This is a genomic window from Gemmatimonas sp. (assembly GCF_027531815.1).
Taxonomy (GTDB): Bacteria; Gemmatimonadota; Gemmatimonadetes; order Gemmatimonadales; family Gemmatimonadaceae; genus Gemmatimonas.
Genome location: NZ_JAPZSK010000002.1, coordinates 491,965 through 518,331 on the forward strand (window position 1 = coordinate 491,965; position 26,367 = coordinate 518,331).

The following is a 26,367-nucleotide window of genomic DNA, read 5'->3' on the forward strand; positions in this document are numbered from 1 at the left end:
TGGGAATATCTGTGCCTTCCCCGACTTCGGCAGGGCGTGAAAGAGGCGAATCTCAGCGTACCATGAGGTTTGCTCTGTCTTTCAACCGGATCTGCCATGCTTTCGGCCACTGCTGAACATGCCGTTCGTGCCGTGTTGCTGCTCGCCCGTCACAACGGTGCAAAGGCACTGTCCGCCGATGCGATCGCGGCGGAACTGGGTGCGCCGCGCAACTATCTCGCCAAGACCCTGAACGCGCTGGCCAAGGCCGGTGTGGTGCACAGCGCCCGTGGCGCGGCCGGTGGCTTCACACTGGCCATCTCGCCGGAAAAGCTGACGCTGGCGCGCATCATCAACCCGTTCGATGATCACGCGCGCACACCGGCCTGTCTGCTGCGCAATCGCCCGTGTGATTCGCAGAATGCCTGCGCGGTGCACGGACGGTGGAACGCCATCGTGGGACACGCGGCGGCGCGATTCGAGCAAACCACCATTGCGGAACTGTTGATGGATGCCGGCCCCGCCGGGGCCTATACGCCGGCGGCCGCAATGACGGTGGACATGGCGGTGCCGGTGCATCAGGTGGCAATGCTGCGCGCGTGATGGGGAACGCGCCAGACGCCCGTCGCCGGCGGGCGTGGGGCGTGCCATTGATGACGTGCCCTCATGCCGATAGCGTGCGGCATGGCTTCGCCCCAACCCGACTGGCGCCACCGGCTTGCGCAGGCGCTGCCCCCCACGGGGTGGCGCACGCGCTTTGCGCCAGCGCCGACCGGATACCTGCACCTCGGACATCTGGTCAACGCGCTGCATGTGTGGGGCGTGGCCCGCGCGCACGGGGGCACGGTGCTGCTGCGTATCGAAGATCACGACGGCACACGCTGCCGCCCGGAGTACGAAGCGGCGCTGCTCGACGACCTCGAGTGGCTGGGGCTGCACGCCGATGTGTACGACACCCCCACCTTTCGCGCCGATCGGAGTGGGCACGCGGCCCGACAATCCAATCAGCACGCGCGCTACGCGACGGCGTTGGCGTCGCTGCAGGCGGCCGGTCTCGTATACCCCTGCCGGTGCACGCGCCGTGACATCGCCATGCGGGTACCACACCAGCCGGGTGAGGAGCCATGCTACCCCGGCACGTGCCGCGACGCGGCGGTGCTACCAGGGGAGTCGTTCGCCCGGCGGGTGCGTCTCGATCCGTTCATCGCCGCCTTCGACGACCTGCGACTCGGCCCCATGGTACACGAGCCCGCTCGGCAGTGCGGTGACCTCCTCGTGCGTGACCGGCACGCGCAGTGGACGTACCAGTTTGCGGTCGTCGTGGACGACCAGGCGCACGACATCGATGTGGTGATTCGCGGGGAGGACCTGCTGGCGAGCACGGGGCGGCAGCTGCAGCTGGCGGCGTTGCTTGGCCGCACGCGGCCGCTGCGCTTCCTGCATCATGCGCTGCTGGTGCACCCCGACGGTAGCAAGTTGAGCAAGGCCACGCACGATACGGCACTGCGGGATATGCGCGCGGCGGGGGCACGTCCCGAGGCGCTGCTGGCCGAAGCGGCGCGACGTGCCGGCGTGGCGCAGCGGCACACGCTGCCGGCCACGGCCATCGCCGAGCTCTTCGGGTAGTCGGTTGTCGTCACGACCGCCAACACCGGACAGCGCCAACTGAGAACTGACAACTACAACTAGAAACTGAAAACCTCCCGGATATCACGTGATCTCCGGGAGGTTCTGAGTTCTGAGTTCTGAGTTCTGAGTCCTTAGTTCTTAGTCCTCAGTCCTTAGTCCTTAGTCATTAGTTCTCATCTCTCACTTGACCCCGAGCATGCCCAGCACCGCCAGCAGCACCCACTGCGGTCCCTTGTAGCCGTCGGTGCGGTCGTCGTACGACTCGTCGAGCGAGTGTGCGCCGCGTCCCACGCCGCCGCCGTCAAGCGTGACGGCCGGGATGCGCAGGTTCATCGGTACGTTGGCGTCGGTGCTCGAAATGGTGAGCGGCGCGTACACGTTCATGGTGCGCGCCGCGGCCAGCGACGCGCGCACGATGAACGACGTGTCGGGAGTGGTACCAGCGGGGCGCAGCCCCATGGTGTCGATCTGCAGTGTCAGCGCCGCCTTGCTCTGCGGCCAGCGCGCCTTTTCCTCCACCACCGCCTCGCGCAGCGCCTTCTGCAGGCGCCCATCGATCTCGGCCAGTGCCGCCGCCGTTTCGCTGCGCAGGTCGATCTCCATGATCGCTTCGAACGGAATGGAATTTACCGACGTGCCGCCCGACACGATGCCCACGTTGAAGGTCACCTTGGGCGTCGTGGTTGCCTCCAGGTCCGCGATCTTGGCAATGGCGCGCCCCATGGCGTGCATGGGGTTGGGCATGCCAAAGGCCCCGTAGCTGTGTCCGCCCGGCCCCTTGTAATGCACGCGGTAGCGGTTGCTCCCCACGCCACCGTTGGTGACGCCAAAGCCCGTCCCGTCAATGGAGATGAACATGTTGATCGAGTCGCGCAGCGGACCGGCGAAGATGGCGCGCATGCCGCGCAGGTTGCCGGGGCCTTCTTCACCGACGTTGCCCACCACCAGCAGGCGGCCGCTGAAGGGGATCTTCTGCGTGATCACCTGCTTCGTGACGGCAAGCACCACCGCCAGCCCGCGACAGTCGTCACCAATGCCCGGGGCAATCAGCTTGGTGCCTTCGCGCTTCACCCGCACATCGGTGCCTTCCGGGAACACGGTATCCAGATGACCTGCGAGCATGAGCGTTGGGCCGGGGCGCGCGCCCCGGATTTCACCGATCACGTTGCCTTCCTTGTCGATGCGCACGTTCTGCACACCGAGGTCGCGGAAGCGCTTGGCATACTCGGCGGCGCGTGCCTGCTCCTTGAATGGCGGGGCAGGGATCTGGCAGATCGACGCCTGCTGGTCGAGCGTCCACGCATTCTCGTTCTGCAGCGCCGAGAAGGCCGCCGTTACCGCAGGATGCTTGGCGAGGCGGTCCACGCTCGCTTCGAGCGGCGTGGGCTTGGCGGCGGCGGCTTTGGCTTGGGCCAGCAACGGGGCGGGCACCGCGGCGAGGAGGGAAACGCACAACGCCGGGAGCATGCCCCCGGCGTTGGTCGCGAAACGGGTGGGACGCATGGGGGTCAACTCGTGATCGTGATGGTGCCGGCGGTCGCGTTGGAGGTCACGGTGAACTCGACCAGGCCGGAGGTACGCTCCCCCCCGATCCACCCGCCGTTGGCATTGAACGTCGCGCCATGATTGGGACAACGGAAGCCCGTGGCGGTAATGCCGATGGTCGTGCCCTGATGCGGGCAGACCATGGAGAAGGCGCGGTAAGTGGCGGGACCGCTGCGCACCACGGCAATGGGCGTTCCCGTGGTGGTCACCCGGGCAATTCCCCCCACCGCGGCGAGAGCGGGGAAGCTGGCCAGCGTGACCGTGACGGAAGTGCCGCCCGGCGGTGGGGCCGTCGGATTGCTGTCCCCGCCGCCACAGGCGGCGAGGAACGCACCGACCGCCGCCAGGGTGCCGGTGGCCACGAAGTCACGACGAGAGCACGAATTGCAGCCAGACATGCAGATCTCCGGGGTGTGAGTCAGAGCTTGATGGACGCGGCAGCCCAGCGCGCCGGATCGGTATCGCTTTCGAACGCCAGGTCGGGATCGACGGTGAGGGTATTGCCGTCCCGGGTGATCTGCAGCCGATCCATGTTGCGCGTGGCGCGGCCGCTCACGAAGGTGCCGTTGGGCTGATACTTGGACTTGTGCCGGGGGCACTGAAAGCCTGCCCCCTTGGGCAAAACCTTGAGCGCGGTATTCTGGTGCGGGCAGGAGAGGGCGAAGGCAAAGACCTCGCCTCCCGCGCGGCAGAGGATTACTTCGTTGGTGCCGTCAATTGACACGCCGTCGGCCGCAGGGAGCGGATACTTCACCGGTCCACGCCCGCCGGGCCGCACCGCGAGCGCCTGCACCGTGCTCACCGGGCCGAACAGCGCCCAGCCGGCCATGGCAGCGCCGGTAGTGAGTGATTGGCGGAGGAAGGCCCGTCGTGCCGTGCAGCCGTCGCACGCCGATGCGCTGTTGTCGGGAGGCATGTTGGACATGTTCAACTCAGATGTTGGCGACCAGCACCCCGAGCAGCACGATCACGATCCACGCGGCGAGGCTCACGTAGGCATGACGCCGCAGCAGGAGCCACGGCCCGGTAACCTCCGGGCCTGCGGTAGACATCTCGATCGTGTTGCGGGCGTTCGTGAGCACCTGCCGTTCCACCCGCTGCATGAGCGCACCGTTCAGCACGAGCAGCGCGATGGCGCCCATCTTCAGCCAGAATACCCGTGACGGCCAGAAAGTGCCTAGGTCGGCCGTGCACAGGGCCACGCCGCTCATGACGGTCAGGGCCAGCGCCATGATGACCACGCGGTGGGTGGCGTGCAGGTCGGCCGCCACCGCGAGATAGGCGTCGCTGCTTCCGGGCGTGGCCAGCACGACGCGCCGATCCGCCCCCACGGCAATGCCGCCGCCGATGAACAGGGCCACGACATGCACCGCGATGACGGCCGTGGGCAGCCAGCTGCTGGCCGCGTAGAAGTCGGCCCATGGTTGAAAGGCGGCCGTGAGGAGGTCCTGCATGGAGGCGGGGTGAGGGGGAAAGAAGGCGCGATCAGTTGCCCACGAGCATCAGCAGCCAGCTCGCGGTCGATGCGCCCATCGAGCCAAGGGCCACGTTCCGGTGCAGACGGCGCTTCTCGCCGTTTTCTTCCGGCTCGTCGGCCAGGCTGCCCGCGTAGGCGAACCCGCCACTCGCCGCGAGGAACAGCACGCTGTGCACGATGCGCCGCGTGCGTCCGTTCGGATCCTTCCGCCCCTCCCAGAGGTTCCACGTGCCCGTGACCGCGTTCGCGCCGAACAGCAACGCCGTGCCCCCCGCCGCATACGGGTGGATGGTCTCCGCCCATGCCGGCGCGTCGGGGCCCTTCGAGAGCAGCTGGTCGCCCGATACGTACGACACGGCGAAGAGCGGCAGCATGGCCCAGCTGAGCGCGCGGTGAATGGTCACACGGCGGGTATAGCCGTCGCTGTACGTTACCGCCTTGCGCGCCCGCCGCTTCACGGTGTCCTGCGGTGCCGAACTCACCAGCGCCACCGGTGAGACCACGGGGCCAAGCACGACGGCGCGCGGCACGCTGTCGGATGGCACGACCGCGAGCAGCGAAGCAGTCAGGAGCGCCGGGAGAAACGACATGGGCAGCCTCGAAACGTTAGGGGGAGGGAGTCGGACTGAGCATCAATGTACCGCCAAGTGGCAATGCGCATGACCTCGCCATCGCGCATCAACACGCTGCATCCCGCCGACCCCAGGTGCCGCGAACGTTCCCGATGCCCCGTCGATCGCCGGGTTCATTACATTCGAACACGATGCCCCCACGCTCATTGCCGTTGATCGCCCCCCGCGCCGTCGCCCGGAAGTCGGACGCGTCGGGCGTGGTGCGTCGGTGGCGGGCTCAAGTGATGTGCGTCACGATCGCGGTCGCCGTGCTGCTCTGTGCCCTGCCGCTCGGTTCCCCGTTGGCCGCGCAGCGTGCCGTCCGCTGCGGCGATGGCGAACGGGTGAAGGCTGTTGGCTTCGAGGGGAGCCCGGCCTTCGATGGGTTGGCCATGGCCGCCACAATCGTGACGCACCAACCCGGATTCGCCACCCGGGTGTTGCGCCTGGGCACCGCCCCGTGTCTCGATTCCCTCGAGGTCCGCCGCGACGCCCTGCGACTGGCCATCCTCCATCGGCAGGCGGGGTGGTTCCAGGCCTCGGTCTCCCCGGTCATCACACGCCGCCCCGATGGGGTGCGGGTACGCTTTGTGGTTACCCCGGGGCGCGAGGCGCTGCTCGATACCATTCGTGTGCAGGGCATGCCGCAGCCGCTCCCTGGACGGCGGCCCTACGATGCGCCCTTGCTGGCGTTGCAGGGGCAGCGATTCGACCGCACGCGCGTCGATACCACCGTGTCGAGCGTCGTGGCCCACCTGCGCGACGCCGGCTTCGCACGAGCCGGTATCCCCGCCAGTCACATCACCATTGACAGCATCAACGCCCGCGTGTCCCTCGATCTCACCTTCGAGGTGGGACGCCGCATGCAGATCGGGCAGGTCCACGTGGAGATTCGTCCGGTCACCTCCGGACGCCCCCGCGTGGACTCGGCCGATGTCGCGCGCCTCGTGGCCATCGATCCTGGCGATCGCTTTCAGGCCACGGCGCTGCTCGACGCACAGCGTGCCCTGTATCGATCGGAAGCCTTCCGTCTGGTCCTCATGGACACGGTCACGCCGGCGACCGGCAAGGACAGCGTCCTCGACCTGCGCATATCGGTGGCGGAGGCGCGCACACGCGCCGCTCGCGTGGGACTGGGCTGGGCCACGCAGGACTGCGTCCGCGTGCAGGGGCGCATCAACGATCGCGGCTTTCTCGGTGTGGGCCGGCGCGTGGAGCTCTCGGCCCGCGCCTCCAAGATCGGCGTGGGCGCCCCAACAGACGTGGCGCCGGCGCTCTGCTCGCAGCCGTTGCGCGATGATCCGTTCAGCCAGCGCCTCAACTACTACGTAGGGGCCACGCTCACCAATACGCGCCTGTTCGGGCTGCCTCTGGTCCCGCTGGTGTCAGTGTACAGCGAGCGGCGTGGCGAACCGTTCGCCTTCCTGCGGGAAACGTCGGTGGGAGCATTGGCCGAGGTCTCGCGCCAGTTCTCTGTCCGCACCGCGGGCACCTTCGGCTTTCAGTACGAGAACGGGAAGACGACTACGGACCCGGTGGTGTCGTGCACCCGGTTCGGCCTCTGCCGTCCTGAGGAGCTGGTGCTGTCCGCCTTCGGGCGCGGCGTGGGCATCGTGAGTACCTCGGCGTCACACGATCACACCGACGATCTCGCCGACCCATCGCGCGGCTGGCGGGTGCGCGGGGAAGTGCGGCTTGGCGAAACGGTGTCGGAGCTGGTCTCCACGGTGCGCTTCCAGCGCTTCACCGGCGAGTGGGCCGCGTTCAGCCGGTTGTTCGGGGGCGTGATTGGGGCGCGGGTACAGGCCGCGGGCGCCTTCGCGCCGGGGGCGGAACTCGTCGATGGTACCCCACTCATTCCGCAACAGGAACGCCTCTTCGTAGGCGGGCAGAACTCCGTGCGCGGATACCAGCAGAACCTGCTCGGGGCCGTGGACTACGTGGTGACCTCGGTGCGCCCGGCCGGTGCGAACGGTGACGAGTTTGAGGTCGCGCCGGGAGCGGGCGGGCGCGCGGTGCCTCGCGGGGGCACGGCCATGCTCGTGGGCAATCTCGAGTGGCGTCGCGGCTTTCGCTTCATCGCCGAGCGGCTCCAGTTCGCGGCGTTCCTCGATGCCGGCACGTTGTGGGAAACGCGCTCCGACCGCTTTGCGTGGAGTGACCTTCGCTATACCCCGGGGCTGGGTCTCCGGCTGGTGACGCCGCTCGGCCCCTTCCGGGTGGACATTGGCTATCGCCCCTACGGCATGCGCGCGGGACGGGCGCTCTACTTCTCCCCCAACAGCCAGGAGGGCGTGGCCGGCATCTTCTGCGCGAGCCCACGAACGCGCGATGCCGCCGGTGACTTCTTGAGCGTCTTCTCCTGTCCGGCCACCTTCAGCCCGCCGCCCTCGCGCAGCGTGCTCTCGCGGCTCGTCTTTCACTTCGGGCTTGGGCAGGCGTTCTGATGGTGCGCACCATGTCGCCCAGGCAGCGTCGCTTCTGGTGGGTGGTCGCCATCCTCCTCGGTGCTGGCGCCGGCATGAGTCTGGGATACCTCGTGGCCACGCGCACCGACGCTGGGCGCCAGTGGTTGCTGTCGGCGCTCGTGACGCGTGCGAACGGCGTCTTCGGCGGCCGCGGGTCCCTGCGCATCGGGAGCCTGCGGGAGATCTCCCCGGGGCGGGTCGTCGCCGAGAACGTATCGCTGGTGGATACCGCCGGCGTGCCGGTGGTCACCGCCGAGCGGGTGATCGGAACGCTCGATGTGCGCGGCCTGCTCGGACGCGCCATTCACATTCGGCAGCTCGCGTTGGCCGGCGTGGCCATGACGCTGCGTCAGGAAGCCCCGGGGCGGCCGTGGAACATCGCGCACATCATTGCCGGGGACACGGCCACCAAGGTCCCTCACACCGGCGTCCGGTTCGGCGACGACGTGCGCATCGATTCGCTGCGGATCGAGCGTGGCGTCGTGACCACGCGCGCGCCGTGGGCGCCACACCCGATCTTCACCGGAGCCGCGCGCGACAGTGTCGTTGCCGTGCGTGACAGTCTGCACGATCTCGAGCGGCTGCCGGATGGGCAGATTTTCGAACGGCGCCGCATTGCGCTGGACGTGGTGCAGGCGCACGACGTGGTGATTGTCGACGTGCAGAAGCGCCCCGCGTCGCTGCAACTCGATTCACTGCGCGGGGTGCTCTCCGATCCCCCGGTGCCGGTGCGGCACGCCAGCGGACAGGTCACGTGGACCTCCGACTCCCTGCAGCTCGTGTTGCGTGAGGTGCGCCTCCCCGACTCGCGGGGAACGGCCAGTGGCTCGGTGGCGTGGAACCGGCCCGGGCCAGTGCGCTTCGATGTGCAGGTGCAGTCCGATGCCGGGCTCGCCGACCTGGCATGGATCTGGGATGCGCTGCCGCGGGAAGGACGGGGGACCGCGCTCGTGCACATGCGCACGCTGGCCGATGCGTACGACGCCGAGTATCGCTTGCGCCAACTCGACGTGACGAGCGGCGGCTCGCGGGTGCGCGGAGATATTACGGTGACGGTGCGGCCGGCCGAGCTGCTGCTGCATGATATCGACCTGCAGTTCACGCCCCTGCAGAGCGCGCTGGCGCGACGCCTCAGCTACGACGCGCTCCCCGCCAACGTGCGTGGCGTCTTTACGGGGCATCTGCTGGCGCGCGAGGGGGGCGCACTCACGGCCTTCAGGATTGACCGGCTCGATGCACGCTTCGTGGACGCGGCGGTCCCGGGGAACGAGGCCGTATCGAGTGTGCGACTTGCTGGCATGCTCTCGTTCGGAGCGGCGCCTCGCGCGTGGGGGCTCACGGTCGCGGATGCCGTGGCCGACCTGCGTACGGTTCGGCTGCTCATGCCAACGATGGAGGCCATCGACGGGGTGGTCCGCGGCCAAGCGCAGGTGCGCCGTGCCGATCTTACGGCGGCGGACGTGCACGACATGGCACTCACGTGGACCGACGCCGTCGGCCATGTCTCGACGGTGCGCGGCGATGCGCGGGTGCGCTACGGCGTGGCCACGCCAGAGGTGTACGCCAATCTGGTGCTCGATCCGCTCTCCATGCCGGCACTGGCGCGCGTCGATACCACACTGGCCCTGCGTTCCCGGCTGGCCGGAACGGTCGCCCTCAACGGCCCGCTCAACGCACTCACCTGGCGTGCCCGCCTGCTGGCGCTCGACGGGGCGGCGGCGCGGCTCGCACTCGACAGTGCCGGTGTGCCGGTGGGGACGTCGCTCGCGCTCTCGGGCACCGCCATGCTGAACGCGCACGACTGGCAGGGGACTGCCGAAGGCACGCTGTCGGCGTTCGATGTGCGTGCGTGGATGGGGCGCGAGACGGTGCCGGCTACCGCGCTCGAGGGGTCGGTACGCCTCGCGGGGCGCGGACCGCTCGACTCACTCGCGCGCGGGCGCACCGACTCCCTTGCAATCTCGGGTTTCGAGGGCGGCGGTGAGGTCGTGCTAAGCCAACGTGAGGGCCCGGCCCGCCCGGCCTTCGATCTCGTGGCAAGCGCCTCGCTGGGCCGCGAGCGGCTGGTGGTGGATTCGGCGCTGGCGCGGTCGGGTGGCGTGCTGCTGTCCGCACGCGGCGCCCTGGCGCGCGATACCCTGCGCGTGGATACGCTGCAGCTGTCGCTGCAGGCCGACTCGCTGCAGGTGGTGCGCGCGCAATTGGAACGGTTCGCCGACATGCTGCAGCCGGTGGACACCGCCTTGGCGGCGTCGTTGCGCGCCGCGGCCGCCGATACGCTGACCGGCGATGTCTCGCTCTCCGGCTACCTGTACGGGAGCCTTGGCAAGGCCGACGCGACCGCGGCGCTGGGTGGGCGCGGGGTGCAGATCGGCGCGATTCACGCCGGCCGGGTGTTCGGCTCAGCCCGCGCCACCGACGTGCTGCGGCGGCCTGCCTTCGAAGCGGTGGCCAGTGTGGACGACGTCACCGGCATCGGGGCGGTGCGCCTGCAGACGGTGACCTTCCGCGTGAACGAGGCGAGTGCCGACAGCGGGATCATGGTGCTGGATGTGGGCACCGACGATGATGCGCATCTCGTCGTACGCGGTGGCTATGCGGCCGACGCCCGCAGCACCACCGTTCGCGTGGATTCGCTGCGACTGGCGTACGACAGCGTCTCGTGGCGTTCCGCTCGTGTTGCGCTCTTGCGTCGTGACAGCGTGGGGCTCACGCTCTCGCCCCTCGAACTGCGTTCGAGTGCTGGCGGGGTGTTGGCCGTCGAGGCCTCCGTGCCAAAGCAGGGGGCGGTGCAGGGTACGCTGCGCGTCGAGCGGTTCCCCTTTGGCGAAGTCGGCGCACTGCTGGCGGGTACCACCCCGCTGGCAGGGACCATCAGCGGGGGGGCCACATTGGCTGGTGCGCGCATGGAGCCGCTGCTCAGCTGGAATCTCGTGGCCGACTCGCTGGGGGTGGACGGGGTGCGGCTGCCACCCATCACCAGCACCGGCAGCTATGCCGACCGACGGCTCGTGGCCCGCGCCGAGCTGCGCGACACGCTGGGCGGACGTGTGCAGGCGCAGGCCACGCTGCCGGTAGATCTCACCCTCGCGTCGGTCGACACGCGGTTGCTCGCCGATGGTGTGGAGGGCGAGGTGCGCGTGGACTCACTGCGCTTGCAGGGGCTGCCGCTCACCATCGATGGGGTGAGCCGACTGCGGGGGCTGGTGGCAGGGCGCTTCGCCATTGGCGGCACCTTCGAGCGACCCACGGCCAATGGTCTCCTCACGCTCTCCGACGCCGGCGCCCGCATCGACGATTTCGGCATCGAACCGGCCGACGGTGCGCTCATGTTGCGGGCCAATGCCGACTCCCTGGTGCTCGAGCGCTTCCGGCTGCGCAGCGGCCGTGTCAGCGACACGGTGGGGGCCTCGGGGGTGCTGCGCTTCGCGGCCGGAGAGAGGCCAGCCAGCGTGGACCTCGCGCTCGCCGCCCGCGACTTCGTTGTCTCGCGGCAGAGTGACGGCACCGATCTCGATGTCGGCGGCGCGCTGCGCCTGTCCGGCCCGCTCAGCCGCCCACAGCTGAGTGGCCGCGTCGTCGTGCCGCGGGCCAACCTTGTTGTGGACCCGCTCGGCGCGCGCACGGCCCTCGATCTGTCGAGCAACGCCGCGCGCGCCCTGCTGGGTGCCGACGAGGTGCCCGTCGCTGAATCAGCGGCGCAATCACTCGCCAGGCTTGGCGCCTCCATCACTGTGGCGAACGCGCGCGTGGAGCTGGGGAATGAGGTGTGGGTGCGAACGCCGGAGGCGCGCGTGAATCTCTCCGGAGGCCTCGATGTCACCAAGAACGGCGATCGGTTGGCGCTCGATGGCGAGATCCGCGCCAACCGCGGGCAGTATCGCCTCGAGCTGGGAGTGGTCAACCGCAGCTTCAGCGTGGACTCCGGGCGCGTGCGCTTCTTCGGCAACAATGCCATCGCGCCCACCCTCGACATCACCGCCACCAACGTGGTGCGCGTGGCCGGCGGCAGCGAGATCCCCGTGCGCGTGCACATCGGCGGCAATTACGACAAGCCGGTCCTCACGCTTTCGAGCACCGATCCGCTCTACGCCAGCGCGCCTGAAAGCGAGATCATCTCGCTGCTCATCTTCGGCGCGCCCACCTTCGCCCTCGATGGACAGAGCCAGAGCACGGTGCGGGCGGTGACGGGCATTCTGCTGCCCAGCGTGGGCGGATTGGTGGAAGGCGCGCTGCAACGCTGGCTCCCGGTGAACACGATTCAGGTGAGCACGGGGCGGGGCCAGCAGGATGCGGCAACGACGGGCACCTCGCTCATCGACAATCTCAATCTCAGCATCAGCGCCGGCAAGCAGTTCGGCGAGCGCACGTTCCTGCGCCTCAACACCGGCATTTGCCGCGGCGTGGGGCAGGCCACGCAGCGCGGTGCAGGGCTGTGGGGCGGCGTGGCGGCCGAGTACCGCATTGCGCGCAACTGGTGGGGGCAGGTGGGCGTGGACCCCGGTTCAGCTCCCTGCACCCGCCCTGCGGGTGACGTGTTCCCGCGACTCCAGTTCGGCTTCGATCTGTTCAGAGAGTGGATTTTCTAGTCAGCCGATCGAAGACGCGTCGCACGGAGGTTCACTCGCGACGAGAGACTATCACTACGAACTCCCAACTCCCCCGACCCTCGCGCGATTGCCAAACGCGTTCCTCGTTCGGAGTTCAAGTCTTCAGCTTCAAGTCTACACGTGTCGATGGCGAAGTCGTTGCGTCCCCCAACGGCCACCACCGCTTGACCACCGTGTAGGCCGTGCCGGCAAGGGCGCCCAGCGTGGCGGCCCACGTGACCAGGGGCTCGCGCTTGCCGTCATCGCCGAGCAGCGCGGCCAGCAGCTCGCTGCGCAGGCGCAGCATCACCGGTGAGGCCACGCGGATGCTGTTGAAGTGCCGGTCGTAGCGCGCCCCAATGCCCTCGATGAGCGCCGCCGTCCGCGCGAAGTACACCAGTTCACCCGGCAGAATGATGGGCCAGTTGAACAGCTCGCGCATGACGCGGTCGGCCACCACTCTGGCACGTTCCACCGTGGCGGTTTCGCTGTAGGCAATGTCCAGCAGCGCCGCCACGAGATCGGTCATCGTTTCCGGCGACGTGCCGGGCGCCACCATGCCCAGGTCGAAGAAACCCTTGGCCGTACCGGCCGCATCGCGGCGGATCGCCGCGAGGATCGTTTCGAACAGCGCCTTGCGTGTGTGCACCGGCACGTCGATCACCATGCCGAAGTCCAGCAGCACCAGGCAGCCTTGCCGATCCACGAGCAGGTTCCCCGGGTGCGGGTCGGCATGGAAGGCACCGTCGCGCAGCATCATGCGCGCGTAGGTCTCGATGAGCGTTTCGGTGAGAACGTCGGCACGCACCTCGCCGCGCGCGATCTGCGCGTCGAGCCGGTCAATGCGGGTACCGTCGAGATACTCCAGCACGAGCACCTCACGTCGCGTCAAAGCCGTCTCCACACGCGGAATGCGCAGCCGCGGCTCGTCGGCGAAGCGTTCGCGCATGCGCAGGCACTGCATGGCTTCGCGCTCGAAGTCCATCTCCTCGCGCACGTGGCGGTCGAACTCGTCGAGCACCACGCGGAACCCCAGCACGTGCACGTGCGACCAGCGCGCGTACACCGTATCCACGATGGCTCGCGACAGCCGCACGTCGCGGTCCACCACGGGCTCCACCCCCGGCCGCAGCACCTTCACCACCACGTCACGCCCTTCGTAGCGCGCGCGGTGCACCTGCCCGAGTGATCCGGCCGCAATGGGCGTACGGTCGAGTGCCTGCACGACGTGATCGGGCGGCGCCCCCCACGACCGGGTCAGGGTGGCCTCGATGTCGCTCCAGGGGACGGGCGGCACACGATCGGTGAGTGTGCCCAGGGCGTGCAGGTAGGGTTCGGGGATGAGGTCTGCGCGGCTCGCGAAGATCTGCGCCAGCTTCACGAATGTCGGCCCGAGCGCCGCCAGGTCGCGCACGATCGCCGTGGCGCGACGCTCGTGAAAGGCCGGGCTGCGGGACAGCGGGGCGCCAAACCAGAGCCAGCGCCGACGGTCCCGAAGGAACGACACCACCAGGGGCACCAGTGTGCCGAGGATGAGCCACAGCCTCGGCAGGTCTCGCCACGGGACCTTACGACTGGTCATGAGGGGCCGGCGCCCTGTTGGGCGAAGGGAGAGTCGAGCTGACGGGCCCTCGGGCCTCGCCGGCACATCTGTCGCCATCGAGCGCCGTAAGCGTACCTGACCGCTGCCAGAGCAGCTCCGCGAGATCCTCGCGCCGGGCCAGGCGAGACGGTGTGACCATGCGGCGCCGGCACCAGTACCGGCCGCTGTCGTGGGTGGCCTCGACGGCACCGGAAAGCCACACGAGGGTGTCGGCGCCCGCGGCTGGCGAGATCGACACGAGGTCCATGACGCCCCGCAGCAGCCGCCCCATGCGGCCGTTGTTGGTGGCGAAGCGCGTGCTCACCACCCCCGGGTGCAGGGCGTGGGTGACCACGCGTGCCGTGTCGAGTCGGCGTGCCAGGCTGGTGGTGAACCAGATGTTGAACAGTTTCGAGTTGGCGTAGGCGCGCCAGCCACCGAAGCCCTGCGTCAGCTGCAGGTCGTCCAGTTCCGGTCGCGCATTCTCATGCGCGCGACTGGAGACGTTCACGATGCGCGCCGGGGCGCCAGGGGCCGCCGCAGCATACAGGGAGGGCAGCAGCAGCAGGGTGAGCGTGTAGTACGCCAGGTGGTTGAGCGCGAAGGTCTGCTCGAATCCGTCCACGGTAAGCTGGCGCTCCAGGAACATGGCGCCGGCGTTGTTGGCGAGCACGTGAATGACCGGGTGCGCCGCCTGCAGCCGCGCGGCGAGGTCGCGCACGGCATCCTGACGGGACAGGTCGGCAATCTCGCAGGTAATGTCGCGGCGGCCGGTGTCGGTCATGATGGCGTGCGCGGCGGCCCGGGTCTTGGCCTCGTTGCGCCCCACCATCACCACCCGGGCGCCCCCGAGGGCATACTGCCGCACCGCGGCCTTGCCGATGCCGTCACTGGCACCGGTAATCACGACCGTCTGGCCGGCGAACGAACGCATGGGCATGACCATGGGTGGAAGATGACGAAGGGAGCGCCGGTAAACGACGCTCCCTTCTGCAACCCGTGGCTGCCGCGTTCGGTTCGCGACGCGCGGGGCGGCGCGTCAGTTCGCGATGGCAGTGATGGTGACGGGACCAACGGTTCCCGACGTGGCGGTGGCGCTCTGGAGGCCGGCCTGTGGTCCCAGCGTCCAGCGCACCGTCACCTCGCCGAGGTTGTTCGTCACCGCCGACTGCGGCGAGAGGCTGCCGCCCCCCGAGGCAATCGTGAGCGCCACGGTTTGCCCGGGAATGGGTAGGTTGTTTCCGCCCGTCACGCGCAGCACCAGCTGCACCGGCAGCGCCGCGTTGGCGCGTGCCGACTGGTTGTTGCCCTGGGCAATGACGATGTCCGAGGGCAGTACGCCCACCGCACTCAGGGTGACCGGTTCTACGCCGGGGGCGCTCCCCGATACGGTCTGCGTCGGCTGTCCCGGCCCCAGTGTCCAACGGGCCTTCACTTCTCCGTTGGCATCGCTCTTGGCCGTGGCCGGGTCCACCGAGCCACCCCCGGCAAGCACGTTGAAGCTCACCGGGATGTTCGCCATGGGCGACCCATCGGTGGCCAAAACCCGCAGCACGATCGGCGTGGGCAGCAACGTACCGGCGGGCGCCTGCTGCAGGTGCCCCTGCACGATGGTCAGGCGCGACGCGGCGGGCGCTTCCGTGGTCTTGGTGCACCCCGGGAAGGCCAGCAGCGTCGGGATGGCCGTGAACAGGACTGCGAGTAGATGAGTGGGACGGGCGGAACGCATAGGCTGGTCGGTCAGGGTACTCCTCTCCGTGGGATGGTATCGACCGGCACTCCCGCGGAGTTGAGCGCCATCCCCGCCGTTCGTCTAGATTGCCCGAGGTTATGACCGTCACTCCCTTGCACGCGCCTCGACCCGCCCGCTCTGCGGAGCAGTCCGGCGGGGCCCCGCGCTGGCCGTCCGGACTGGCGCCGGATGTCCACCCCGCCCGCAACCCGGGCACCGCTCTCGACCTGTCGCTCGTCCGCTCCCTGCGGATCAATCGCAGTGCCGTCGAGCGGCGGACCGCCTCGCTTCCCGGCCGCCGTACGGTGAAAAAGGAGTGGCAGGCCGCATGGCTGCTGCGGGCCATTGCCTGCATGGACCTCACGACCCTGGCCGGCGACGATACGGCCGGCAACGTGCGGCGCCTGTGCGCCAAGGCCGCGCATCCGATAAAGCCGGAATTGGTGGCGGCGCTCGGCGTTGCCGACCTGCGTCTCACCACGGGAGCGGTGTGTGTGTACCACCAGTACGTCGCCACGGCCGTCGATGCCCTTGCGGGCACGGGTGTACCGGTGGCTGCGGTGAGCACGGGGTTTCCCGCCGGCCTCTCCCCCTTCGAGCAGCGGCTGGCCGAGATTCGCGCCAGTGTGGCCGCCGGGGCGACGGAGATCGATGTCGTCATCACGCGCGCGCACGTGCTCACGGGCCACTGGAGTGCGCTGTACAACGAGGTGCGTGCCTTCCGCGACGCCTGCGGCGAGGCGCACCTCAAGACCATCCTGGCGGTGGGGGAGCTGGCCACGCTGAGCAACGTGGCCCGCGCCAGCATGGTGGCCATGATGGCGGGGTCCGACTTCATCAAGACCAGCACGGGGAAGGAGAGCGCCAACGCGACGCTCCCCGTGGGGTTGGTCATGACGCGCATGATCCGCGAGTTCGGCGAGCGCACCGGGCACGAGGTGGGGTTCAAGCCGGCCGGCGGCATTCGCACGGCCAAACAGGCGATCGACTGGCTCGTGCTCATGAAGGAGGAGCTGGGCGATCGTTGGCTGCGTCCGCACCTCTTCCGTTTTGGGGCGAGCGGGCTGCTCACCGATGTGGAGCGGCAGCTCGAGCATTTCGTGACGGGGCGCTACGCCGCCGCGTACCGCCAACCGATGGTTTGAGGAGTCGTTCATGGCCACCACCACGCCTCCTTCCGCATCGCCGGGCGATGCCGGCCGCGCACCCACCGTGCGCGAGTTGTACGACCGCATGAGCTACGGGCCGGCGCCCGAAGGCGACGCGCCGGTGCGTAGCTGGATTGCCCAGCACGGCGGGCGCTTTCAGCACTACATCGGTGGCCAGTGGCACGCCGGCACGTCCACGTTCGAGGTGTTCGAACCGGCCACCGGGGCGCCGCTGGCGCAGGTGGCGCAGGGTACCGCCGCCGACGTGGATGCCGCCGTGGCGGCGGCTCGTGCGGCGCTGCCGGCGTGGCAGGCGCTCGATGATCATGCGCGCGCCCGCTGGCTGTACGCGCTGGCGCGCGGCATCCAGAAGCACGCGCGGCATTTCGCGGTGCTCGAAACGCTCGACAATGGCAAGCCCATTCGCGAGACGCGCGATATCGACGTCCCGCTGGTGGCCAGGCATTTCTACCACCATGCCGGCTGGGCGCAACTGCTCTCCACCGAGTTCGCCGGCTACCACGCATACGGGGTGGTCGGTCAGGTGATCCCGTGGAACTTCCCGCTGCTCATGCTGGCGTGGAAGGTGGCGCCCGCGCTTGCGGCCGGAAACACCGTCGTGCTCAAGCCGGCCGAGTACACGCCGCTCACCGCGCTGCGCTTCGCGGAACTGGTACACGAGATCGGCCTTCCGCCGGGCGTGTTCAACCTCGTGACCGGCGATGGGAGCACCGGGGCCGCCATCGTGGCGCACGACGGGGTGGACAAGATCGCCTTTACCGGCAGCACCGAAGTGGGGCGCGCCATTCGCCTCGCCACGGCCGGCAGCGGCAAGGGACTGTCGCTCGAACTCGGAGGCAAAAGCCCGTTCATCGTCTTCGAGGACGCCGATCTCGATAGCGTGGTCGAAGGCGTCGTTGATGCGATCTGGTTCAACCAGGGGCAGGTGTGCTGTGCCGGCTCGCGGCTGCTCGTCCAGGAAGGCGTAGCCGATCGTCTGCACGCCAAGCTGCGCGAACGCATGGAGCGGCTGCGCGTGGGCTCTCCGCTCGACAAGGCCGTGGACATGGGCGCCATCGTGGCGCCGGTGCAGCTCGAGCGCATTCGTGCCCTCTGTCAGCAGGGGATCGACGAGGGCGCCACCTGCTGGCAGCCCTCCTGGCCGACACCCACCGACGGCTGGTTTCATCCGCCCACGTTGTTCACCGACGTGGCCCCCAGCGCCACGATCGCGCAGGTGGAGATTTTCGGTCCCGTGCTGGTGAGCATGACGTTCCGGACCCCCGACGAGGCCGTGGCACTGGCCAACAACACCCCCTTCGGGCTGGCCGCGAGCGTGTGGAGCGAAAACATCAATCTCGCCCTCGATGTGGCGCCCAAGCTGGCCTGCGGCGTGGTCTGGATCAACAGCACCAATCTCTTCGATGCCGCGGCAGGATTTGGCGGGTACCGCGAGTCCGGCTTCGGTCGTGAGGGTGGACGGGAAGGGATGTGGGAGTATCTCAAGGCGGTACGGGCGCATGAGGTCGCGCCGCGCCCCGTCATGGATGCCCCCCTGTCCACGCGCGGCGGCGAGGACGACGAGGCCCGTGCGGGGCACGACGCCGATCGGGAGGGTGACGCGCTTCCCCCCATCGACCGCACCCCGAAGCTGTTCATCGGCGGCAAGCAGGCGCGCCCCGATTCGGGGTATTCGCTGCCGGTGCGCGCGCTCAACGGCCGCGTTGTGGGCGAAGTGGGCGAGGGCAACCGCAAGGACATCCGCAACGCCGTCGAGGCCGCCCACGCGGCGTCGGGGTGGGCGAGGCTCACCGGCCATCAGCGGGCGCAAATTCTCTACTACATCGCCGAAAACCTGTCGGCGCGTGGCGACGAGTTCGCGCGGCGCATCGTGGCCATGACCGGCGATCCACTCGCGGCCGGCGTGAGCGAGGTGGAGGCGGCGGTGTCGCGGCTCTTCACCTACGCGGCCTGGGCCGACAAGCACGATGGGGCCGTGCACGATGTGCCGCTGCGCGGCGTGGCGCTGGCCATGCACGAACCCCTCGGCGTGGTCGGCGTGGCCTGCCCCGACCCGTATCCGCTGCTGGGGCTCGTCTCGCTTATCGCACCCCTCATGGCCACCGGAAACCGGGTCGTCGCCATTCCGTCCCCCCGCTTCCCTCTGGCGGCGGTGGACCTCTCCAGCGTCCTCGAGAGCTCCGACGTGCCTGGCGGCACCGTAAACATTGTTACGGGTGACCGGGAGTCGCTCGTCCGTACATTGGCATCCCATGACGATGTGGCTGCCGTCTGGTATTTTGGATTGCAGTCGGGAGCGGCCGAGGTCGAGCGCGCATCGGCCGCCAATCTCAAGCGCACCTGGACCGAATGGACGGGCCGGGAATGGCTGGATCCGCGTTCAGGAGAGGGACGGGACTTCCTGCGGCGCGCGGTACAGGTCAAGAACATCTGGATCCCCTATGGCGAATGACTGATACCGTTGACACGATGATCGATCTTCCCGCCTCTCCGGAGGCGTTCCGTGACGCAGCATGGACCGATGTGCTCCCCCATTACGATGCGCTCGCCGCCGTGCCGCTGGAGCCGTCAGGGGCCTCGGTCGAACCGTGGCTGGCCACCTGGTCCCGTCTCGATACCCTCGTTGGGGAAGCGGGTACGCTGGCGATGATCGCCTACACCGGCGACACGGCCGACGCGGCACGTGAGGCGGCGTACCTGCGGTTTTCCATGGACATCTTTCCGAAGCTCGAGGAGCAGCAGGTGCGTCTGGCGCGCAAGCTGCTCGCGGTGGGCTGGTCGCGGCCAGATCTGGAGACCACGCTGCACCGGTTCCGCACCGACATCGAGATCTTCCGTGAGGCCAACGTCGAGCGCTTCTCGCGCATCGAGGAACTCTCGGCCGGCTACCAGAAGCTGGTGGGGGGACTCAGCGTCGATTGGGACGGTGACGCCAAGACCATCCCGCAGCTGCAGCCGTATCTCAAGGTGGCCGATCGCGCCGTGCGTGAACGCGCGTTTCGGCTGGGGGCACAGGCCTATCTCGACAAGCGTGACGAGCTGGCCGAATGCTTCGATCGCATGTACGCCCTGCGCGTCGAGGTGGCGCGCGAGGCGGGCTTCGCCGACTACCAGCAGTATTGCTTCACGGCCAAGCATCGCTTCGACTACACGCCGCGAGATACGGCGGCATTTCACGATGCGGTGCGACAGACGGTCACGCCAGCCGCGGCCCGGCTCATGGACTATCGCCGCCGCTCGCTTGGCGTAGAGGTGCTGCGTCCGTGGGACGTGAACGTCGATCTCGATACCAAGGAACCGCTCAAGCCGTTCGATACCGTCGACACGTTCGTGGGCCAGGCCCGCAACATCTTCCGACGCGTTGACGCCGAACTGGGGGCGCAGTTTGCCCTCATGGCCGACGAACGGTTGCTGGACCTCGAAAGCCGCCCCGGCAAGGCGCCTGGTGGCTACTGCACGGATCTCGCCTTCCGCGGTCGGCCGTTCATCTTCATGAATGCGGTTGGGGTGCCCGACGACGTCAACACGCTCGTGCACGAGGCGGGGCACTGCTTCCACGACTTCGCCACGCACGACCTGCCGTATACGTGGATGCGCAAGACGGGGCACGAAGCCGCCGAACTGGCGTCCATGAGCATGGAACTGCTCGCCATGCCCTATCTCGTGCAACCCGATGGCTACTACACGCCCGAACAGGCCCGTGTGGCGTGGCTGGAGCATCTCGAGGACGTGTTGGGCGCGCTGGTGCACATCGCCAGCGTCGACGCCTTCCAGGCGTGGATCTACACCAGCCCCGAAGGCGCCGATCGCGAGGCGCGCGACCGCGCCTGGCTGCGCCTGCGTGAGGAGTTCGAACAGGGGGTGGATTGGAGCGGTCTCGAGCGGGAGCGGTTGGCACGCTGGTATCGCCAGCTGCACATCTTCGAGTTGCCGTTCTACTACATCGAGTACGGCCTTGCGCAGCTGGGCGCCCTGCAGGTATTCCGCAACGCCGTGCGCGATGCCGGAAATGCGGTGACCATGTACAAGCAGTTCATGGCGCTCGGTGGCACCCGTACGCTCCCCGAGCTGTACGCCGCGGCCGGAGCCAAGCTGGTCTTCGATGCGCCCACCATGCAGGAGCTGGTGGACTTCACCATGGAGCGCATCGAGGCACTGCGCGCCGGCGCCGACGCGCCGTTCGCCGGTATCGTGCCGCGGTAGCAACTCAAGACTCAAAACTCCAACGCAAGACTCGAAACTGCTCGAGTTCCGAGTTCGAGTCCCGAGTTCCGAGTCCCCCGTTCGCGCACTGGCCGGTGAGTATCCTCACCCTGGAAATCGTCCGGCTGAAACCATCGGGACCCTCGCGCCGTAGTGTGGCGCGAGGGTTTTCCTTTCCTGTCACCTGGAGCGTACATGCGTCAGTTCGCGTGGGCAGCGATCGCTGCCGTGATGATGGTTGGTGGGGCCGCTCGCGCCGAGGCGCAGACCCCCACGGTGCAGCAGGTCTACGACAAGTACGCGACGGCCGTTGGTGGGCGTGACGCGTGGAAGGCGGTGACCGGGCGCACCGACAAAGGCACGGCGAACGTCGCGTTCGCCGGTATTTCCGGCGCGTATGAGCGCCACACGGCACTGCCCAACAAGATGCGCATGATCATCGATCTCGGCGTCGTGAAGATCGATCAGGGCTTCGACGGCGAGAAGGGGTGGGTGGATCAGGGGCAGGGCATGCAGCCCATGCCGGCAGAGCAGGCCAAGGAAATGGCCGAGCCCAGCGCTGATGGCGCGGCATTCCTCGATCCGTCGCGTTACGCCAAGTCGGCCGTCGTCGGCAAGGAAACGTTCGAAGGCGCAGAAGCATGGAAGCTCGAGCTCACCAGCAAGGCCGGTCGCACCATCACCGAGTATTTCGATGTGAACACGGGGCTGCGTTTGGGTACGGTGACCACGACCCCGATGGGCGCGCAGACGGCCATCTACAAGGACTACAAGGAGTTCGACAAGAAGAAGGTGGCCACCACGCTCATCCAGCGCTCGGCGCAGGGTGACGTGATCCTGACCAGTGAAACGGTCACCTTCGGCACGCCCGACGCCGCGCTCTTCAAGCAGCCGTAACGGGTACCCCTGCCGGCCGTGCACGTCGCGGCCGCAGACCTGTCGCCAACAGCGCACTGGGCGGGTGAGCCACGGCTCATCCGCCCAGTATGCGTCCCGCCATGGCCACGCCGCTCAGCCAGGCCCGTTCCACATCGCTCGCTGCCTGCGGGAACGCCATCGCAAAATCGCCGCACGCCCCCACGCTCTGCGCCGCACTCCAGAGGCAGGGGCTGTCCACCCCCTGTTCCGTGCGGGCGTAGCGCCAGCGATGGCTGGCCGCGTGCAGCACCGTGCCCGCGATTTCCAGCTGTGCGCGCAGCAGCGGGGCGACCTCGGCACAGATCTCCTCGGCGGGGCGCTCGAGATGCGCCCGACTCCAGTCGGCGCCGGACTGGGCCACCCATGCATCCGCGGTCGGACGCCCCGGCAGCGCCGGCTGCCAGATGCACCGCGCCACCCGCGCATCGTTCAGGCGCAGCTCGCCATGCCGCAACTGCTCGGTGAGGCGCACCGGCGGCGGCGCATCGAAGACCACCATCGTGCTCCAGCACGGGGCCATACGCACCTGTTGCAGGGGGGCCAAGTCGGCGGGCGCGTCGGTGACCAGCAGCGCTGCCGCCTGCGGCGCGGGTATCGCCAGCACCAGCACGTCGGCGAGGTGCGCCTGCCCCCGCTGGTCGTGCACGTGCCACTGCGACCCCTCGCGCTGCAGCCGTTGCACCTGCACGCCGGTCTGTACGGGCAGATCGGCGGCCAGATGTTTGGGCCAGGTGGACATGGCACCACGTCCGGCGTGCGCGTCCTGCAGGGCGGTCAGGTACCCGTCGTGTTCCCACGACTCCACGAGGCGCCGCGTGCGCGCATCGCCGAAGTGCATGAGCGGCGCGCCGTGATCGAAGCGCCAGTCCCCCTCACGCCGCGTGCTCAGCCGTCCTCCCACGCCGCGCCCCTTCTCCAACACGGTCACGGTGAATCCGTGGTCGGCCAGGGTGCGAGCGCACGCCAGCCCCGACACGCCGGCCCCCACCACCAGCACCGACGGCGCCGACGACCATGCCGGCCGCTGCACCCGGCGCCGATACGCGTTCAGGTCGAGTCGCTTGCGGTGCTCGCCGGTGGGGCGCGGGCGCACCGTGCCCAGCACGCGCACAGGCGGCGTGAAGGGACGGTCGAACTGGCCCAGACACCACAGCAACCCACCGTACGAGGCCGGGTCGCGACCGTCCAGTGCATAGCGGTGGTTGAGATCCACCAGCCGCTCGAGCGCCTGCTCGGCGTTTTCCGACCACAGGGGCAGCGCCTTGCCCCAGGTCATGCGCACGTTGTTGTGCAATTCGCCGTGCCGCACCAGCGACTGCTGCGTGGCGTCCCACAGGTCGTCACCCGTGCGGGCCCGCGCCAGACGCTCCCACGACAGCACGTCGCGATGATCGCGTTCGTGCGTGGCCAGCGTGTCCCGTGCCCACGCCGGAATGCCCTCGATGGTGGTGGGGGCGGCATGCCAATAGCAGAACGCGTACGCCAGCTCGCGCCACACCAGCAGTTCGTCCAGATACTTCTCGGGGCCGTCACCCGCCATGGCGGCGCATTCCCGCGCCACGCGCAGCGCCGACACCATGCCGTAGTGAAAGTACGCGGACATGCGGCTCACGCCGTCGATCGTGGCGTCGTTCCGCTTGGCCGCATAGCGCGCCAAACGCCCACTGTGCTTGAATGCCTCCCAGCGCGCATACCCGGCGCGTGACCCGCCGCGGGTGTGCGGGACCGGTCCCACGCCGTGATCGATCTCGCACTGGGCCACCAGAGCCGGAATGTCCGCCGAGGCGAGCCGTACAGGCGCAAACGGCAATGCCGACGGCACGAAGGCTGGGTGTACCGGGGTCACCTCCGGCCACGCCCGCTGCAGCCGGTCCCGGCGAATCGCCGCGGTATCATCACGGAACGCAAAGGCCCGCGTGTGCGCCTTCTCCACCAGCGGCATCGGCACCACACAGGCGGTGTCCACACTCCACACCGGGCAGGGCGCCTGGTCGGCGAGGCCGTCGGTGAGCCAGTCCAGTGGCGGCACCGGCATCGTTTCCGTGATCACGATGCACGCGCGTTCCGCAAGCAGCCTGAGCGCGGGCTGGCGATGCCCCGGCCGCTCCAGATGAAAGGCGTACCCGATGCCGCGCACGGCACATTCCGCTTCCACATCGCGGGCCCCTTCCAGAATGAAGGTGTGATGGCGATCGGAGGCGTACGGGTAGCGCTCGCTGAGCGCGTGATAGATGAACACGGGGCGCCCCAGCCGCTCACCGGCGAGCAGCGCCACATCCAGCGCCGGATTCTCGTGCGCACGCACCGCGGTGCGCATCCAGTACAGGACGAACTCGCCGTGCGTCGCGGCGGAGCGAGCGGCCGAGTGCGAGGTGATGCGTTCGGCGAGATGGTCGGGTAACGATTCGGGTCGGAGCACACTGAACAACGCGCGCCGACCCGATGCCGTGCCCGAGAAATGAGGGCGATGCTCGCGGCGCTACTGCCGCACGATCACCCCACCCTTCATCACGAGGCGCACGGCGCGAATGGCCGAGATGTTGCGCGTCGGGTCCCCCTGCACGGCCACGAGATCGGCGAGCAGCCCGGGGGCCACGCGCCCGAATTCGTTCTCGCGATGCATGATGCGCGCATTCACGCTGGTGGCCGCCCTGAGTGCCTGCGTGGGCGTCATGCCGTACTCCACCATCAGTTCGAGCTCCAGCGCATTGTTGCCGTGCGCGAACACGCCCACATCACTGCCGTTGCAGATGGTGACCCCGGACGCCAGCGCGTCCCGGAACATCCGCCGCTTCTGCGCGATGCCGGCCGGTTCCGGGTCCACGCCCTTCTTCCAGCCGCGATAGCGGGTGGTGCTTTCCGTGGCCGCCAGTGTTGGGCAGAACGCCACCCCCTTCTGCTTCATGAGCGAGAACACCTCGGGCGTGGCGGCATCGCCGTGTTCGATCACTTCCACCCCCGCCATCACCGCGCGCGTGATCCCTTCCACGGTGCTGGCGTGCGCCACCACCGGGCGCCCGCTCGAAGAGGCCGTCGCCACGATGGCTCGCCACTCCTCGTGGGTGAAGGTGGGTCGCGCCTCACCGCGCGGTCCCCAGCGGTAATCGGCGTAGATCTTGATCCAGTCGGCGCCGTGGCCGATCTGGTCGCGCACCACGCGCGTGACGCCCTCCACCCCATCGGCTTCTTCCGCGCCCTGCGGCACGCCGATCTCGGCACCAAATCCCTTCGGCCCGTACGAGCCTGTCGCCACGATGGCCTTGGTGGTCACGAAGAGCCGCGGTCCGGGAATGATCCCCTGATCCACCGCCTCCTTGAGCCCCACATCCGCGTAACCAGCACCCTCGGTGCCCAGATCCCGCAGCATGGTGAAGCCGGCGTCCAGCGTGGCCTTGAGGTGATTCACCGCCCGTGCCGTGCGCAGCGCGAGCGACTCCCGCAGCACCTGATCGTTCCACGGTGTTTCGTCGTACGGGTGCAGCAGCACGTGGCTGTGCAGATCGCTCATCCCGGGGAGCAGGGTCGTGCCCGGAAGGGGAACGCGCCGCGTATTCGCCGGCACGGTCAGGGTGTTCGCCGGACCCACGGCACTGATCCGCTGACCGGCTACCAGGACGGCCCACCCCGGCTGCAGCGCGTCGGTCGTGCCGTCGAATACCGCGTCGGGGAGCAGCAGGACGGGTACCTCGGCGCGAGGCGCGGGCTGCGCCCGCAGCGCGGCCGGTGTGACGACCGGTGCGACAGCCAGCGCGACGGCCAGCGCGACGGCTCCGGTCACGCCGGCGGTGAACAGGGCGGAGAAACGGCGAGTCGTACGCATCAGGCGCTTGGCGGAAGGGCGGCGAATTCGCCGGTCGATTGCGACGATTGCACGAGGCCCGCCACACCGCCGGACACCACGAACGCCATGGCATCGGCACTCGCCACGTCGATCGGCTGCACCTGCGACCTGCGGACCACGTACAGCTGACCCGAGAAATTGTACGAGTGCGGGCAGTACACGGCCACCTGATCGGTGAGCCCCAGATGCCCCAGGCTCTCCTGGGTCACGAACCCCAGGAGGCACACGCTGTGGTCGGCCGTGAGGCTCACGATGACCGGCTTGTCGAACCGTCGCTTCTCTCCCACAAAGGCATTCAGCAGATCCTTCGTGGAGCCGTACAGCAGACGCACAAAGGGGAGCCGGGCCATCACGGCTTCCAGCGCCGACACGGCCGATCGTGTCAGCAGGCTCGAGCCGAGGAACCCGAACAGCGTGATGAGCGCGAGCGTGACCACGAAACCCGCACCGGGAATGGGCAGCCCCAGCCAGCCGTCCACGCTCCGGAACACGATCCAGCACACCCACACCGTTACGGCCAGGGGCGCCAGGAGCACCAGCCCCCGGGCGAAATAGCCGAGTAAACGTCGCATCGATGTCCTCACGCGGCTCGCGCCGCGCCGTTAATCTTCGGGGTACAGGAAC

The 26,367-nt window shown here is 68.6% G+C and carries 19 protein-coding genes; 8 read left to right on the forward strand and 11 right to left on the reverse strand.

What is annotated here, in order from left to right; genetic code table 11:
* Positions 1-96 precede the first annotated feature (96 nt).
* Both O9271_RS03285 and O9271_RS03290 read left to right on the forward strand, forming a co-directional pair.
* On the forward strand, positions 97-582 hold the full coding sequence (locus O9271_RS03285; RefSeq protein WP_298266158.1) for an Rrf2 family transcriptional regulator: 486 nt from the start codon (positions 97-99) through the stop codon (positions 580-582).
* Positions 583-663: 81 nt separating this feature from the next.
* Positions 664-1,605: a glutamate--tRNA ligase family protein gene (locus tag O9271_RS03290; protein WP_298266161.1), complete on the forward strand. Its 942-nt coding sequence runs from the start codon at positions 664-666 to the stop codon at positions 1,603-1,605.
* A gap of 183 nt (positions 1,606-1,788) precedes the next feature.
* Here O9271_RS03290 and O9271_RS03295 read toward each other — a convergent pair whose 3' ends face one another.
* The 5 genes from O9271_RS03295 to O9271_RS03315 are packed head-to-tail and all read right to left on the reverse strand — an operon-like array spanning position 1,789 to position 5,220.
* A complete protein-coding gene (locus tag O9271_RS03295) occupies positions 1,789-3,111 on the reverse strand; it encodes a M20/M25/M40 family metallo-hydrolase (RefSeq protein ID WP_298266163.1) in 1,323 nt (440 codons plus the stop codon).
* Positions 3,112-3,116: 5 nt separating this feature from the next.
* Entirely contained in the window at positions 3,117-3,551 is a 435-nt protein-coding gene (locus O9271_RS03300; protein WP_298266165.1) for a Rieske (2Fe-2S) protein, read from the reverse strand.
* A 20-nt stretch (positions 3,552-3,571) separates the two neighbouring features.
* Positions 3,572-4,078, reverse strand: coding sequence for a Rieske (2Fe-2S) protein (locus O9271_RS03305; protein ID WP_298266167.1), 507 nt, complete (start codon positions 4,076-4,078; stop codon positions 3,572-3,574).
* 7 nt (positions 4,079-4,085) lie between these two features.
* Positions 4,086-4,607 carry a hypothetical protein gene (locus O9271_RS03310; protein WP_298266169.1) on the reverse strand — a complete coding sequence of 174 codons (522 nt, stop codon included), beginning with the start codon at positions 4,605-4,607 and terminating at the stop codon, positions 4,086-4,088.
* Positions 4,608-4,638: 31 nt separating this feature from the next.
* Positions 4,639-5,220, reverse strand: coding sequence for a hypothetical protein (locus O9271_RS03315; protein ID WP_298266171.1), 582 nt, complete (start codon positions 5,218-5,220; stop codon positions 4,639-4,641).
* A gap of 173 nt (positions 5,221-5,393) precedes the next feature.
* On the opposite strand from O9271_RS03315, the gene O9271_RS03320 reads away from it, so the two are divergent.
* Both O9271_RS03320 and O9271_RS03325 read left to right on the forward strand, forming a co-directional pair.
* The gene (locus tag O9271_RS03320) at positions 5,394-7,688 is read left to right on the forward strand and encodes a BamA/TamA family outer membrane protein (protein ID WP_298266173.1); all 2,295 of its coding nucleotides are present in this window, start codon (positions 5,394-5,396) and stop codon (positions 7,686-7,688) included.
* A gap of 11 nt (positions 7,689-7,699) precedes the next feature.
* Positions 7,700-12,298 (forward strand): translocation/assembly module TamB, encoded by a 4,599-nt coding sequence (locus O9271_RS03325; protein ID WP_298266175.1) that lies wholly within the window; start codon positions 7,700-7,702, stop codon positions 12,296-12,298.
* Positions 12,299-12,413: 115 nt separating this feature from the next.
* On the opposite strand, the gene O9271_RS03330 is transcribed toward O9271_RS03325, so the two are convergent.
* The 3 genes from O9271_RS03330 to O9271_RS03340 all read right to left on the reverse strand — a co-directional run bounded on the left by O9271_RS03330 (position 12,414) and on the right by O9271_RS03340 (position 15,609).
* The gene (locus O9271_RS03330) at positions 12,414-13,880 is read right to left on the reverse strand and encodes an AarF/UbiB family protein (RefSeq protein WP_298266177.1); all 1,467 of its coding nucleotides are present in this window, start codon (positions 13,878-13,880) and stop codon (positions 12,414-12,416) included.
* Entirely contained in the window at positions 13,867-14,826 is a 960-nt protein-coding gene (locus tag O9271_RS03335; protein WP_298266179.1) for an SDR family NAD(P)-dependent oxidoreductase, read from the reverse strand. Before O9271_RS03335 ends, O9271_RS03330 begins: the two co-directional genes overlap by 14 nt.
* A 93-nt stretch (positions 14,827-14,919) precedes the next feature.
* Positions 14,920-15,609 carry a hypothetical protein gene (locus O9271_RS03340; protein ID WP_298266181.1) on the reverse strand — a complete coding sequence of 230 codons (690 nt, stop codon included), beginning with the start codon at positions 15,607-15,609 and terminating at the stop codon, positions 14,920-14,922.
* Between the two features lie 101 nt (positions 15,610-15,710).
* Between O9271_RS03340 and deoC the strand changes: the two genes are divergently transcribed.
* From deoC to O9271_RS03360, 4 genes are all read left to right on the forward strand, one after another.
* Complete coding sequence (deoC, locus tag O9271_RS03345; RefSeq protein ID WP_298266182.1) at positions 15,711-16,757, forward strand: deoxyribose-phosphate aldolase; 1,047 nt, start codon at positions 15,711-15,713, stop codon at positions 16,755-16,757.
* A gap of 10 nt (positions 16,758-16,767) precedes the next feature.
* The gene (locus tag O9271_RS03350; protein ID WP_298266183.1) at positions 16,768-19,233 is read left to right on the forward strand and encodes an aldehyde dehydrogenase family protein; all 2,466 of its coding nucleotides are present in this window, start codon (positions 16,768-16,770) and stop codon (positions 19,231-19,233) included.
* Entirely contained in the window at positions 19,230-20,984 is a 1,755-nt protein-coding gene (locus tag O9271_RS03355) for a M3 family oligoendopeptidase (RefSeq protein WP_298266184.1), read from the forward strand. The genes O9271_RS03350 and O9271_RS03355 overlap by 4 nt, the downstream gene beginning before the upstream one ends.
* Before the next feature lie 195 nt (positions 20,985-21,179).
* Positions 21,180-21,881, forward strand: a complete 702-nt coding sequence (locus O9271_RS03360) for a hypothetical protein (protein WP_298266186.1) — start codon at positions 21,180-21,182, stop codon at positions 21,879-21,881.
* 76 nt (positions 21,882-21,957) lie between these two features.
* On the opposite strand, the gene O9271_RS03365 is transcribed toward O9271_RS03360, so the two are convergent.
* Genes O9271_RS03365 through O9271_RS03375 form a run of 3 tightly spaced genes read right to left on the reverse strand, consistent with a single transcriptional unit; the run spans position 21,958 to position 26,315 of the window.
* Positions 21,958-24,321, reverse strand: coding sequence for an FAD-dependent oxidoreductase (locus O9271_RS03365; RefSeq protein WP_298266188.1), 2,364 nt, complete (start codon positions 24,319-24,321; stop codon positions 21,958-21,960).
* A 60-nt stretch (positions 24,322-24,381) separates the two neighbouring features.
* Entirely contained in the window at positions 24,382-25,722 is a 1,341-nt protein-coding gene (locus tag O9271_RS03370) for an amidohydrolase family protein (RefSeq protein ID WP_298266190.1), read from the reverse strand.
* Complete coding sequence (locus O9271_RS03375; RefSeq protein ID WP_298266192.1) at positions 25,722-26,315, reverse strand: DUF502 domain-containing protein; 594 nt, start codon at positions 26,313-26,315, stop codon at positions 25,722-25,724. Before O9271_RS03375 ends, O9271_RS03370 begins: the two co-directional genes overlap by 1 nt.
* Positions 26,316-26,367 lie beyond the last annotated feature (52 nt).